The 13,744-nt window shown below is 61.5% G+C and carries 11 protein-coding genes and 1 pseudogene; 1 reads left to right on the top strand and 11 read right to left on the bottom strand.

Annotated features, from left to right (window positions below; genetic code table 11):
- The first annotated feature begins 21 nt into the window (after window positions 1–21).
- Window positions 22–3,036 carry a Tn3 family transposase gene (locus ACFOKF_RS00875; RefSeq protein WP_037555775.1) on the top strand — a complete coding sequence of 1,005 codons (3,015 nt, stop codon included), beginning with the start codon at window positions 22–24 and terminating at the stop codon, window positions 3,034–3,036.
- 540 nt (window positions 3,037–3,576) lie between these two features.
- On the opposite strand, the gene ACFOKF_RS00870 is transcribed toward ACFOKF_RS00875, so the two are convergent.
- The 11 genes and pseudogenes from ACFOKF_RS00870 to ACFOKF_RS00820 all read right to left on the bottom strand — a co-directional run bounded on the left by ACFOKF_RS00870 (window position 3,577) and on the right by ACFOKF_RS00820 (window position 13,724).
- A complete protein-coding gene (locus ACFOKF_RS00870) occupies window positions 3,577–4,815 on the bottom strand; it encodes a site-specific integrase (RefSeq protein WP_013039113.1) in 1,239 nt (412 codons plus the stop codon).
- 187 nt (window positions 4,816–5,002) lie between these two features.
- Window positions 5,003–5,641, bottom strand: coding sequence for a UPF0149 family protein (locus ACFOKF_RS00865; RefSeq protein WP_380792318.1), 639 nt, complete (start codon window positions 5,639–5,641; stop codon window positions 5,003–5,005).
- On the bottom strand, window positions 5,638–7,224 hold the full coding sequence (gene tnpC, locus ACFOKF_RS00860) for an IS66 family transposase (RefSeq protein ID WP_380792315.1): 1,587 nt from the start codon (window positions 7,222–7,224) through the stop codon (window positions 5,638–5,640). Before tnpC ends, ACFOKF_RS00865 begins: the two co-directional genes overlap by 4 nt.
- 67 nt (window positions 7,225–7,291) lie before the next feature.
- On the bottom strand, window positions 7,292–7,648 hold the full coding sequence (gene tnpB / locus ACFOKF_RS00855) for an IS66 family insertion sequence element accessory protein TnpB (RefSeq protein ID WP_380792312.1): 357 nt from the start codon (window positions 7,646–7,648) through the stop codon (window positions 7,292–7,294).
- A gap of 73 nt (window positions 7,649–7,721) precedes the next feature.
- On the bottom strand, window positions 7,722–8,036 hold the full coding sequence (locus tag ACFOKF_RS00850; RefSeq protein ID WP_380792309.1) for a transposase: 315 nt from the start codon (window positions 8,034–8,036) through the stop codon (window positions 7,722–7,724).
- Between the two features lie 250 nt (window positions 8,037–8,286).
- Entirely contained in the window at window positions 8,287–9,174 is an 888-nt protein-coding gene (locus ACFOKF_RS00845; protein ID WP_380792306.1) for an SIR2 family protein, read from the bottom strand.
- Window positions 9,174–9,875: a hypothetical protein gene (locus ACFOKF_RS00840; RefSeq protein ID WP_380792303.1), complete on the bottom strand. Its 702-nt coding sequence runs from the start codon at window positions 9,873–9,875 to the stop codon at window positions 9,174–9,176. Before ACFOKF_RS00840 ends, ACFOKF_RS00845 begins: the two co-directional genes overlap by 1 nt.
- A 17-nt stretch (window positions 9,876–9,892) precedes the next feature.
- Complete coding sequence (locus tag ACFOKF_RS00835; RefSeq protein ID WP_380792300.1) at window positions 9,893–10,363, bottom strand: hypothetical protein; 471 nt, start codon at window positions 10,361–10,363, stop codon at window positions 9,893–9,895.
- Window positions 10,363–11,856 (bottom strand): hypothetical protein, encoded by a 1,494-nt coding sequence (locus tag ACFOKF_RS00830; RefSeq protein ID WP_380792297.1) that lies wholly within the window; start codon window positions 11,854–11,856, stop codon window positions 10,363–10,365. Before ACFOKF_RS00830 ends, ACFOKF_RS00835 begins: the two co-directional genes overlap by 1 nt.
- Window positions 11,857–11,864: 8 nt before the next feature.
- Window positions 11,865–12,068: a hypothetical protein gene (locus tag ACFOKF_RS00825; protein WP_380792294.1), complete on the bottom strand. Its 204-nt coding sequence runs from the start codon at window positions 12,066–12,068 to the stop codon at window positions 11,865–11,867.
- A 496-nt stretch (window positions 12,069–12,564) separates the two neighbouring features.
- Window positions 12,565–13,724, bottom strand: a pseudogene (locus ACFOKF_RS00820) (tyrosine-type recombinase/integrase).
- Window positions 13,725–13,744 lie beyond the last annotated feature (20 nt).

Here is a 13,744-nt window from a genome sequence, read left to right as displayed (position 1 = left end):
AAGTTGAAAGTTTCGCACGGTATGCCCACCCGTCACCTCACTGACGCCCAGCGTCAGGGCTTTGCCCGCTTTGATGGCGAACCGTCGGCCGATCAACTCGCGCGATATTTCCATCTGGACCAAACTGATCGCGACCTCATTGGAACTCTGCGCGGCGACCACAATCGGCTCGGCTTTGCCGTGATGCTGACGAGCGCCCGGTTTCTGGGCGCATTTCCAGTCTCGCCCGCCGAGATCCCAGCGTCGGTCCTGGCGGCCGTGATCGAACAACTCGCTCTTGAACCCGGCACGGACGTGGACGCCTATTTTGCGGGAAGCCGACGCATCCGGCACCTCGCGCTCATCCGGACGCACTGCGGCTTCACGGACTTTGGCGACAACGCGGTGGCACGTTTCCGGCTGACCCGATGGCTCTACGCCCTTTGCTGGAGCGGCGACGATCGGCCCGGCCCCCTGATTGATCGAGCTGCGGCCTGGCTGATCGCCAACAAGGTGCTGCTGCCGGGCGTCACGGTCGTCGAGCGCCTGGTTGGCAGGATCCGCGATCGTGCGCGGACCAGGCTTTGGCGCCATCTGGTCGCCAGCTTGAGCGATGACCAGCGCGTGCGCATCGCCGCGCTGTTTGACGATGGCGACACATCCACGTTCGCCGCCCTGGACGCGCTCCGGACCGTTCCCTCCAAGCGCATGCCGACCGAACTCTTCCGACACCTTGATCGGCTCGATGCGGTCCGGGCGTTCAATCTGCGGCCGGCGCCACCGCGGGGCGTTCCCGCCACAACCCTTGAGCGGCTCGCGCGGGTAGCGCGCGTCGGCAAGCCCTCGGCCATCGCCGCCCTTCAGGAGCCTCGTCGAACCGCGACCGTAGCCGCGCTCTTCCATACGCTCGAAGCGGCGGCCCAGGACGACGCCGCCGAGCTGGCCGAGGCTCTGCTCGCCGACTTGGTGAAAGGGGCTGAAGCCGCCGACAAACAGGCCCGCCTGCGCAGTCTGCGCGATCTCGATGGCGCCGCGATGCTGCTCCACGCAATGGGTCTGTTGGTTTTGACCGACGACGCCCTGCCCCTCAATGAATGGCGAGATGTGCTCTTCGAGCGGTTGCCCCGTCCCGACATCGAGGCCGCCATGTCCAAGGTGGAGGCGATCGCCAAGCCCGCGGAGACCAAGCCCTATGATCAACTGCGAACAAAATGGCGGAGCGCCCGGCGATTGTTCTTTGAAATCGCTACCCGCATCGAGACCGACGCTGCCCCAGGTGGCAAAAACGTCAAGGCCGCGATCAGCTACCTCAAGGGCGTGGACGACTGGTCCTCTCTCGTCAAGATGCGCGGCGCACCGATCGCTGCGGTCTCGAAGGCGTGGAGGCAACATGTCCTGGATGACGATGGCAGGATGCGCGACCCGAAGGCCTATGTCTTCGCGATCATCGATGCGTGGCGTCTGGCGATCAAGCGTCGCGATGTGTTCGCCAAGCCCGGCATCCGATACGGGGATCCCCGGCGCGGGATGCTCGAGGGCGAGTCCTGGCACAATTCCAGGTTGATGGTAGCACGCGCCCTGGGCCGATCTCTGGAAGCCGACATTGAGATTGACGGTCTCTCCCGCCTTCTCGACGAGGCATATCGACATGTCGTTGCGCGCGCCGGCGACAATCCGGACCTGCGTTTTGAGACGGTCGCCGACAAGATGGGGATTGTGGTCACGCCCCTCGACAAGCTTGATGAACCCGAGAGCCTTCGAGCACTTCGCGCCGCCGTCCAAACGCGCATGCCGAAGGCCGGAATGCCCGACATCTTTCTTGAAGTCATGGCGCGAACCGGATTTGCCAAGTCCTTTACGCATCTGAGCGAGCGTCAGGCCACCGTCGAGCACTTCGAGATAAGCCTGTGCGCGACCCTGGTCGGCGGCGCCTGCAACATCGGTCTTGAGCCGATCGTGCGCCCGGAATTTGCGGCTCTGCGTCGCGACCGTCTTTCTTGGGTCGGTCAGAATTTCATTCGGCCCGAGACCATCGCCGCGGCCAACGCCGCGATCGTTTCCGCTCACAGTCGTCTGGATATCGTCCAACATTGGGGCGCAGGCGAGGTGGCCAGCGCCGACGGCATGCGTTTTGTCGCTCCGTCGAGCGCCATACACGCCGGGCCCAACCCCAAATATTACGGCCAGGAGCGCGGCGTCACTTGGTACAACATGATTTCCAATCAGTTCAGCGGTCTGACCGGAGCGGTCATCCCCGGCACGTTGCGCGACAGCCTGGTCGTCCTGGCTCTCCTGCTGGAGCAGGAAACCGAGCTCGATCCTCTGGAGATCATGACCGACACCGCCGCCTATTCCGACGCCATTTTCGGTCTGTTCTGGCTCTTGGGCTACCGGTTCAGCCCCCGTCTGGCGGACATCGGCGACGCCAAACTCTGGCGTATCGACCGCCAGGCGAGCTATGGGCCGTTCGATCAGACCGCCTGGGGCAGGGTTAAAATCAATCTGATCCGGGAAAACTGGTCCGACCTTATCCGCTTGGCCGGATCGCTCAAGCTCGGCCACCTCAAGGCCGCAGGCGTCATGCGAATGCTGCAGGTCAAAGACCGCCCAACAACGCTGGCCAAGGCCCTGTCTGAACTCGGCCGCATCATCAAGACGCTGCATATCCTGCGATACATCGATGACCGGCCGTTCCGGCGACGAATATTGTTTCAGCTCAACCGGCAGGAATTGCGCCACAAGCTCGGTCGGCGCGTCCATCACGGCGATCGGGGCGAAATCAGAAGCCCTCTGCGTCAGGGCCAAGAGGAGCAGCTTGGGGTCCTCGGTCTGGCCCTCAACTCCATCGTCCACTGGAACGCTGTCTACATGCAGGAAACCGTGCGCCAACTCAGCGAGGCCGGGACGCCGCCGCTGCCCGCCGATATCGCTCGGCTCTCGCCGATATCTTGGCGTCACATCAATTTCCTCGGCCGCTACGACTTCTCCGTGCCTGACGCCGTCGCAAACGGCGGCCTCAGACCGCTACGCCAACCTAATTCCGAATGGGACTTTTGAAAGGAAATAATGCCCCTTACGACACTTTCCTGTTCCGCTCAGCCGCACGACCCATACTCGCGCCGAATCCGAACCACTGTCTCCAAAATCAACATCCCGATCTCGCCGCCTGAAAATCCAGCCGGCTGCTTAAACCATCGAAATGAGGGGTCCCTTTTAGACGCCGATCACCCCGCTAACGGGGTCCTTTTTGCACGCCGATCCACATCATCGGACCCGGCAACTGACAAATAGCGCGATCAGAACGCCGCCATTTAGCGCGAGCGTTTACACAGGATAAGATCCATACCGTTTCCGGAACCACTTTCTTGTTTCCTCTTCGAAATTGGACTGTGCTGATGAGTTTGAGCGATGGTGGCTTCGCTCATACACTACGCGCTACCAGGCCCCTGCCCGTTTCTTAGGCTTAACGTTGTAGCTCAAGACCCGGGGGCTCAGCCTCCCTTCTCCGGTTCTTGCCGCTGCGCAAATCCCTCGATCTACCTGCCGCCGTCGTGTGGTCGCACGGCATCATCCAAAGACCTATTTAGGCCGTCATGACTAGCCAATCTTCGCCATAAGGCGCCCCGCCGCCCCCTGCTCTGCCGCGAGATTGCGATTATAAGCGAGCGGCATCCGCGGCGACTTCCACCGCAGCGCGTCCATGATGCCGGCCAAATCCTCCCCGCTGGCGAACAGGTCCTGATTGAGCCCGATCCGCGTCGAGTGCGCACTGATCCCCTTCAGCAACCGCGCCAGATCGTCCGCCGTCAAATCGGGCAGCGCGCCACGGTCGAACGCGCGGCCGATGATCGACCGAAAGATTGGTCCGATCGAGCCCGGGTGCAGCGCCACGGTGCCGATGTCATATTCGACGCGCGCCTTCACCGCCGGCTTGGACAGCGTCTTGCGCAGATCCCACGTCTCCCGGCCCGAGATGCTGTCGATCGGCCGACCGCGCACGGCTGCCCGCGCCTTGTAGCGCCGCACCTGCACCCGCCGGAACAGCGGCCCTGTCGTGATCCCCGCCGCTTCGGTCCACGCCGCGATCGCCGCGACGGTGCGCGGGCTGAGGTAGGCGGTCGCCCCCTCCCCGTCTTGATCGCCCTTATGACGCAGAATCTGCAGCAGCCGCGCTTCGGGATCGATCGCCTCCTCAATATGCTCAATGGCGACCGCCACCAGTTCGGAGGCGCGCAGCCCGGTGTCATAAGCGGCTGATAGCAGCGCCCGATCACGCAGCCCCGGCAGATCCTCGCCACAACTCTCGAGCAGCGCGCGGATGTTGAGCCCCCGCGCCTTGTCGCGCTCGACGTCGCGCACCGGGCCCTTGAACCGCAGCGGCCGCGCCTGCTTCTGCGCAGCCCCCTTCTCGCGGCGCACCGTCTGGAGCCGCAGCTTCACCAGCGGCGCCGGCGTCGGATCCTTGAGCTCGAGCAGCTGGTGGATCTTGGCGATCGACGCCTTGTAGCGGGATAGCGAGGCCGGCCGGCTCCCCTTCCCGGCCCGCGCGTCGAGATAATCGGCCACGGTCTCGGGCGTGGCCGGCAGCGCGATCCGGTTGTTGCGCCTACACCACGCATCGAACGCCTCGACGTCGGACTTGAGCGCACGGATGCTATGGGGCGATGAAGCGGCCTGATAGGCGGCGATCAGGCCCTCGTTGACGGTGATGCGCTCGCCGGCGCGCATCTGCACGATCGTCCACGCAAGGTCGGCCGGCGCCCTGACGGCCGGCAGGACAGCCTCAGGCGGCGCTACGGGGATTTCTGGCCCTTCCCGGGCGGTTTCGGTGCTCACGACGCGCCTCGCTCCTCAGCCGCGCTTGTAGCCCACCTTATAAAGAACGGTCAAATCTGCTTATGTGATAACTGTATTATCGCAATAAGCGCTTCCTGAAGCCGCGCGTCGTCAGAGCCGTCAGTTGTCGACCAAAGTCGGTCGCTTCGTAAGCGCCGACGTAACCGGGCATTGACGCGTCAGTCTATTATGCTCCGCAGCAGCGTTTAAACTTTTTGCCTGATCCGCATGGGCAGGTTTCGTTGCGGCCGATCTTGTTTGCTTGGATGGTTCGAAGGGCGTTGACGTTGCGCTCGCGCATCAGGGCGAGTTTCCTCATGCCCACGATCGCACGAGGTAGCAGGGCTGCAGCCTCGTCGCGGATTTCGTCAGCATCATCGCGTTCTTCGATCGGCTCACGACCATCGATAAAGCCGACCAGCAACTTGATAAATGTCGCGGTCCGTTCATCCTCGGCTAGATCGGACCAGTATTGCGGCTCGAGCTTCATGGCTTGCCAGAAGCCCTTCACCCACTGCCTGACCTTGGCGTGATCGGCTTTTTCGCCTGGCTCACAGAAGCTGGGCTGGAAGCCGGGCCAGCCCTTCTGAAGATCAGCTTCGATGGCTCTGCGTCGTGCCACGACGGCGGCAAGAGCGTGCGAAGTCCTTTCATCTGCCGCCGAACCTGGCATGGTCGTCCACAGACCACTGACCCATTCCGAGGCCTCCAAGTCCGGCGTCACCAGAATGCCGGTCAGATATCCGTCCATCTCGAGCGGCGGCAGCAGGTCAGGATCCCAGTTAGGGTTGGCGAGGAAGGCGGAGAGAGGCTGCGAGCTTGTCATGCGGCCTGAGCAATATCGCGTGTAGCCTGCCAGCGCCATGGTAGCAGTTCATCGATCCGATTGATCGGATGGTTGCCGATGCGCTCGATGACGTCCGTAAACCACGCCTCGGGTTCGACGCCGTTGAGGCGGCATGTGCCTGCCAGGGCGTAGAAGAGCGCGGCGGCCTCTCCACCCTTCATGGAGCCGACGAACATCCAGTTCCGGCGCCCGAGCGCGACACCGCGCAGCGCGTTTTCCACCAGATTGTTGCTGATCTCGAGCCGACCATCATCGCAGTAGCGGATCATGGCCTGCCAGCGATTGAGCGGATAGCGACAGGCCCGCGCCAGATTGCTGTCGGACGACAGGCCACGGTTCTGGGTTTCAAGCCAGACGCGCAAAGCCTCCAGCTTCGGCACCGCCTTGATCTGGCGGATGCGCCTCCGCTCATCGGGTGGCGCACCCTTGATATCGCGCTCGATGGCGAAGAGTTCGGCGATCCGCACGACCGCCTCCGCCGCGATCGGTGACGGGCTCTTTTCCAGTATGTCGGTAAATTTTCTGCGACTGTGACTCCAGCATCCAACTTCGACGATGTCCCTGGGAGCCTTGGTTTTGGGGTCACGGTAAAGCGCGTTATAGCCCGCAAAACCGTCCGCCTGGAGATACCCCTGATAGCCGGCGAGATGTTCCGCCGGATGCGCCCCACCACGATCGGCGCTGAAGCGGAAGGCCACGGCGGGCGGGCTCATGTCGCCGCTTGAGCGATCATCACGCAGATACACCCAGAAGTGTCCGGTCCGGCTACCGTCGCCATTGCCCAGCAAGGTGACGGGCGTGTCGTCACCATGGATCTTGGCGGCTTCCCGGATATAGGCGAACAGCCGCTCGCCCAGTGGCGCCAGCAGCCATGCCAGTTTCCGCGCCCAGCGGCTCATCACATCCCGATCGATATGCAGCCCCACCCGGCGGAAGATCACCGACTGCCGATGCCAGGGCTGATGATCGACAAAGCGGCTGACGACGAGATTGGCCAGCAAGGCGCTGCTTGCCATGACCTTGGGCAGCGGCAGATCGACGGCGGGCGCCTGGCGGATCTGCTCGCAGGATCGGCACACCAGCCTGGGCCGGACATGGCGGATGACGCGGAAGCGCGCCGGAACATAATCGAGGACCTCAGTGACGGCCTCGTCGATCTGGACTGACGGTCCATTACAACCGCCACTGCATGGGCTGGGCTGATGATCGACGGTCTGACGCGGGAAGTGCGCCGGAAGCGGAGCGCGGCTGCCAGGTTTGCGGGCCGATTTTGCTACCGGCGCCGCCGGCACCTCATCGTTGGCGGGTTCCGGCGCCTCGACCTCCTCGAACATCAGCCGCAGCTGAGCGATATCCATTTTCTCGGAGCTGCGGCCGAACTGGATGCGCAGCAGCCGCGCGACACGATGCTCGAGCTTTTCGATCCGCAAGGTCTGGGCTTTGACCGTGGCTTCCGCGGCCCTCCGTTCGGCCCGTTCCTGTTCCATGGCATCGGCCATCTCCAGCAGCATTTTCTGCAGGAGGACTGGATCTGTGGGAAGGCGATCAAGGGCGAACCGCATGCCGCCGATGATAGCGCAAGCCCACGGTAAAACCTACATAAAATGGCGGTTTTCCTGATCTTTTTGGCTATGCGAGCCTCGGCGTGACCACCTCATCATGGACTATCGCCTGCTTCCAGTTCAGCCCTTCGATGAGCATAGCAAGCTGGGCCGCCGACAGGCGAAGCGCGCCCTCATGAGCACGGGGCCACACGAACTTTCCGCGCTCGAGACGCTTTGCATACATGCATAGCCCTGAGCCGTCCCAGACCAGGGCCTTCAACCTGTCGCCTCGCTTGCCGCGGAACAGGAAGACTGCCCCCGAGAATGGATCGAGCTGGAGAATATTGCGGACCTGTGCCGACAGCCCGTCAAACCCCTTGCGCATGTCGCACGGCGACAGCGACAGATAGATTTTCGTCGAAGGCGGGAAAGCCAGGCTCAATGATCCAGCTCCCGCAAGACATCCAGCACCTGTTTCAGGGCGGCCCGATCAACCTCGCGATCAACCAACACCGTCAGGCCGCATCGTCCGCGAACCTCAATCCGCCCTGGTTCCCGGCTTTGGCCGACGGCGAAGACGATGCCAATTCGACAGGCACGAAGCCCGCCATCGCTCCGCGAAGCAGTTGTTTGCGCCAGGTGTAAAGCTGGCCGGTCCCTATCCCATGCCGCCGGGCCACGGCCGATATGACGACGCCAGGTACCGTCGTCTCCTTCAAGATCGCCAGCTTTTCCTCGTCGCTCCAGTTCCGACGCCGCTCCACCCGTACAAGCGCTCCGCCATCTCCGCGACCGCTCATACGAGGCTCATTTGACTGCTCGATGTCCATGCTCACGCCTCCTTAAAGGCTGCGAGCTTTCCTATTCTGGGGCCGGCAACAAGACCGCGTTCCGTCGGCGCTTACGTCGCTTCTGACAGACATCGCAGACGTCAGCTCACGCCACAACCAGTCGTTGGCATATGTCCGACCATTCCGGTAAATAATGCGAAGCCAACTTTCACTTGTGCGAAACGTCTACTTGGACCTTGCCATAGGTTCATGGGGATACGCCTGCCAAGAACTGCGCGGGCAAAGGAGCTCAGGACGTTCTGATGATGCGAGCTTCTTGGCAGATGCGGAACAAGAAATCGGGCAGGTCCTTGTACCCGTCTATCTCGTGGGTAAAGACGCCTTGCTCTTCAAGAACGGGAGCGATCTCATCCTTTTTGCCGGCGATGGCGAAGCGGATGGTGTGGTAGGCAATCCGCTCGTCCACGATCGCGTGCTGATCCTTAACGCCGTGCAGGAGCGCTTGGAGATGTAGATCCTTTCCGGACAGGCCGATATAAAGGAATGTGTGCGTGCGAAGCGCGGTGCGCAGCAACGGCTGCCATAGATCGGACTGCATCACCTTTTGATAATCGGAGGAGCCTAGAACTAGGTCATCGCTCATGGGGCGATCGGCGAGCGGTAGAAAGCCGTGGGGATGATAGACGACGACGTCGTCATTGTGAGCCCAATGCCGATCCGACCAGATGATAGCGGTCGTGAACCCGTGATATTCGAGGTAATTCTCAAGCAGGTCATCATAGTTCAGGGTAAAGACCTTAGCCGCCGATCCTCGCTTCGAGGACATGACTAGCGAACCGATGGCGGCGAGCGTGGCGTCCTGTCGGATTTGGGCAAAATCCAGCGTCTTGCCGTCATAGAGCGCCGCGCTCAGATCGGACATGAAGCCGTTGACGTCACCCTTGTAAAACTTTGCGCGGATATAGGCGGCTTTGGCGATCGGGTCGTCACCTGGCCCGAAAGATTCCCCATGCTTAGCACAGATCCGCTCCATCAGGGTGTCCCAGTCTGGCAGACCATAGAAGCCGGACACGCCGGCCCCTAGGAACAATCCTAGCCGACCGGTAACCAGCTGTCGTGCCAAATACTGGATAAGGAGCGTCTCATCCTGCCAACTGTCTCGCAGATGCATGTCCATCAGAGCGGTTCGCCTTTACCAGGCACCCAGTCTTCGACCCAGCGATTACGAACGATGAAGTCCACGACGCGGATCAGCTCTTGGGCGTGGCTGCGTCTACTCAGATTGAGGTTGATGAAGCCGTCATGGCTTACGCGCACGATTTCGCCCTCTTCGTTCGGCCGAAGCCGAGGGATGCCGTCGAACAGTCTCCGTCCGATACCGCAGGAATGGAAATTGAAATAGTGATGATTGTCCCGGTAAATCGGCGAGTTCGTCACATCGTCCCCATAGAGCGACATGCTTCGGACATTCTTCGCGGATCCGGCGAAGCGACCGTGCAGCGACGTAATTAGGAACTCGGCTTCGGCCTGCGTGCAATGCTCTATCACACGTTCGATATAGACGCTGATCTTACGCAGATTGGGGTAAATCTTGCGATCCATGATCTGCGCGAGCGCATAGTCGACGATGCGGCGGCGGGATGCGAGCATGATGAGCTTCGCCCGGCCTCGAATAACGTACAGCTGATAGGAATAGTGCGATTTCTCACCTTCGGGCTCGTCGGCCAGAGGCACGGTGGTTTGCAGTACATATTCGCCCCACCGTGTAATCCCGTAGGTGTGGTCGCGATAGGTCAAGCGCGGTCCGCCGGCGACTACCGCTTCCTTCAGTTCAATGTCGTCTGGCGCGAAATCCTGGCCCGTTTGGTTGGCCAGCATGTATCCGCTGAACGAGCTCACGACGCGGCCAATGGCGATGGCGAAGAATCGAAGGCGAGTGCATGAAGTACCCACATCGATTCGGCTTCGCTCGGGTTCTGCTTGAGATGCCCGCGTAAGAAGGTTAGCGCGTTGCCCACCGGGTGGCTGTCGTAGATGAGCGGTTTTTTCAGCTTATACCCTTCGCCACCACCGATATGCGGATCGTGGAAGAGCTTGGCGGAGAGCTTATCGGAGAATAGGAAAATGCGTACCAGCCGGACCAGTCGCATTCGCACGAAATATTGTTTCTGCACGCGCCCCATCAACGCTGAATCGCGCTGCATGCGCTCTATATACTCCAGCACTTTACCCACGTAATGGGTGGGCAGATCAATTTCCGGGGCGATCTTCTTAAGGATTGCCCCGGTGTTCTGAAGAGCCGCTTGGAAACGCCTTTCGGGCGACTCCCGCAAAAGCACTGAGGATACCGCGCAGAGCGTGCGCATCAGATATTCCGGGATGCGATCGCCGATGCCTGGGATGGCGCACCAAGAATGCCAGATATTGCTGACGTAGTATTCCGGATCGCCGGCATGGAAATATTGGAAGTCGAAGGCGTGGACCAGGATTTCTTGGGCCTCCGATCGCGTCCATTCGATGATGCTCGGGAGCTGGCTTTCCAGTTCTTTCTTGCCATAGGGCGTTTGCGCGGGCCGAGCTTCGGTCGCCATGGACACGATTGCTTCCAGAAAAAGCAGGCGCGCCGCGTCCAGCATGTTGGCGGGCTTTGCATGCGGCGCCAGAAGCGCGAGTGCCCATGCGAAATCCTCTTCTTTGCCGGGGTCGGCGACAGTTCCGCCAACGCGGACTGCACAAAAATATGGGAAATCTCGTGCGTGACGGTCAGCAGGTTCGATCGCAGCGAATTGCATTCGGCAAGCGTGGTTAGCGGCGCGCTCAGCGCCTGGATATAGCTGCTAAAACCATCCCGACCGCTGAAATAAGTGACGAGAGGGATGATCTTTTCGGGGCTTCCTTCTGGTTCGACGGCGTCGAGCAGTTCGAAGTCCAGCAAAGCCGGGTCGGCAGTGAGATCGGAAGAATCGGGGATCTTCGTCGTGATGCTCGCGAGCTGCCGCAGCCGTTCGGGCAAGCGAGCCTCTCCCAACACCAGTTGGACGGACGCGACGACACTTGCGAGTGCCAGATTCGCGCTACCCGTTCCCAAGAGCGAGTGGATCCAGAAATGGCACTCCGTCCCCCGGATGGGCGGGATCCCCGAGAAGGCCTGGGACGCAAATCGCGACATCGCCGCGTTCATCGTCAGCAGCCGCGATTGGATATCGAGCAGGTCCATCTGCCCACTCGCGAACTTCTCCATCATCTTGCCGATTGACCCGGCAGCGCTTTCGATCTCATCGAAGATCGGCGGATAGACAGCAGCAGCGCGTGCGAGGCTCGTAGCTGTCGCAACAAGATTTTCCTGATAGCTAGTTCGCGTCATCGGGTGCTTGAGCGCGTCGCCATATTTCGCGAGTTCAGGCAGCACGCTGCTTTCCCGCCGCGCTAGGACATGCTGCTCGACGTGGGTGATCACACCGTTCGTAAGCGTCCACTGCTCATAAGCGATCCCGCTATCCTTGGCCCAATCTATGATGCGGCCAGCAAGGGCCCGGCCGGCTTCAGTGAGGTCGCTTTGGATAAGAAGATTGAAGCAGCCGAGCGTGGCCCAGATCGAGGCTGCATCTTCAATCCCCCTGACGTCCTGAGCGAGGCGCGCGGGCTGGACTGGACCGACAAAGCTTATCTGGCAATCGCCGAAGGTGACGGACCCTTGCGCGTTCTTTCCATTATGGAGCCGCCAGATCGGCGACAGACGCGAGCCCACGGTCCAGCCTGCCAGAGCACCTTCGAAATTGGAGTGGAGGCTGAGAGCACGCTCGCCGCCGTCGGGGGAGTCATGCAGTGCGAGGAAAGTCGCCCGAACATCCAGTTGCATTGCTGCTCCTAGATACGCACGTAGGTCTTTAACTCGTCATCCCATTGCCAGCCTGGCTCGTCGTCGACATTTTCTTGCTCAGTTGCAGACCGCCGACGGCCGCGCTGACCCTGTACGCGTGCTGGAAGATGATCGAGCGCACCACCAGTTCCCCGCTCACCGAAGGCGGTCATCTGACGTGTCGTCCGGATGATTGAAGCGATGGTCAGCATGGCAGGTCGGCCGAAACCGAATCTTCCTTCCGTACGAGTCGAAGCGCGCCTATCGCGCAGCGTATATGCGCAGTCAACTGCTGACGCGATGACTGGTTCATATTAAGCACGGCCGCCCCCCTCAAGCTGTACTGCGCGCATACACCGATTTCACGCAAATCTCTTCCGCAGCGAACGGGCGGACGTAAATAAAAAACATCAACAAACTTTGAAGATTGTCAAGAAGAAGAGCTCCCGCGCCTCACTTTCAGAAGATCTGCGAGGCGCTGCGGTTTACCGCCACGTCCTGCCAGGGCTACTCAGGAGCGCTGAGCCGATCATAGATGTTGGCCGGCAACATTGTCTACGCCTCCGACTGCATCATGTAAGCAGCCAGTCAGGATTGTGAGACAACCAAGACGTAGGGAGGGCCTACGCGGATTTCGAATGACTGGTTTTCGGCATGACCAGACGCTCCCGCTGATGGCAGCGACTGGCAGCAACGTCCCAAACCCCGTCAATCCAGCTTGCGGGTGAGACGACCCACAGCGCCCGCTTCGGCGGCCAAATTGCGGTTGTAAGCTAGTGGCATGCGAGGACTTTTCCAGCGCAGCGCGTCCATGATCCCGGCCAAGTCCTCGCCCGCGACGAATAGATCCTGATTGAGGCCCACCCGCGTCGAATGCGCGCTGATGCCTTTGAGCAGCCGGGCAAGATCATCAGCGGTCAGGTCGCCTAACGCACCACGATCAAACGCGCGCTGGATGATCGCCCGCCAGATCGGCCCGATCGATCCTGGATGGAGCGCTACATTTCCGACGTCATACTCAACCAGCGCCTTCACAGCCGGCTTGGAGAGCGTTTTTCGCAGATCCCAGGTTTCGCGGCCTGAGACGCTGTCGATCGAACGGCCCTTCACGGCTGCCCGCGCCTTGTAGCGCCGCACCTGCACCCGCCTGAACAACGGACCCGCCTCGATCCCGGCTGCCTCTCTCCACGCCGCGACGGCCCGCACAGAGCGGGGCGACAGATAGGCTGTTGCCCCCTCGCCTTCCTGATCACCTTTGCTCCGCACGATAGCGAGGAGGCGTGCCTCGGGATCGAGCGCCTCGAGCATGTCATCGACCTTGATCGCTACGAGTTCCGACGCACGTAGACCCGTGTCATACGCGACTGATAGCAGCGCCCGGTCTCGCAGGCCCGGCAGATCGTCCGCGCAGGCGTCCAGCAATGCCCGCACATTAAGCCCGCGGGGACTGTCGCGCTCCACGTCTTGCACCGGCCCCTTGAAGCGCAACGGACGCGCCTGAGCCTGCGCGGTGCCTTTCTCGCGCCGGATCGCGCGCAGCCGCAGCTTCACGAGGTCAGCCTGGGTGGGATCCTTAAGGTCGAGCAGCTGATGGATTCTGGCGATCGACGCCTTGTCGCGGCCGAGCGATGCGGGCTTTGCCCCCTGCCCCGCCCGCGCGTCGAGATAGTCAGCGACGACTTCGGGCGTGGCCGGCACGCAACCCGCTTCATGCGCCGACACCAGAGGTCGAACGCCTCGAGGTCCGATTTCAGCGCCCGGATCGAATGGGGCGAACTGGCGGCCTGATAGGCGGCGATCAGATCGGAGTTGATGATGATGCGTCCCTCCGCGCGCATCTGGGTCGCGGTCCACGCAAGCTCGGGCATCGCCGCCGGCGTCAAAGCGA

This window comes from Sphingobium rhizovicinum, from assembly GCF_042647625.1.
GTDB classification, from domain to species: domain Bacteria; phylum Pseudomonadota; class Alphaproteobacteria; order Sphingomonadales; family Sphingomonadaceae; genus Sphingobium; species Sphingobium rhizovicinum.
Note: the sequence above shows the minus strand (reverse complement) of the source record. Positions and strands in the feature narration are given on the sequence as shown.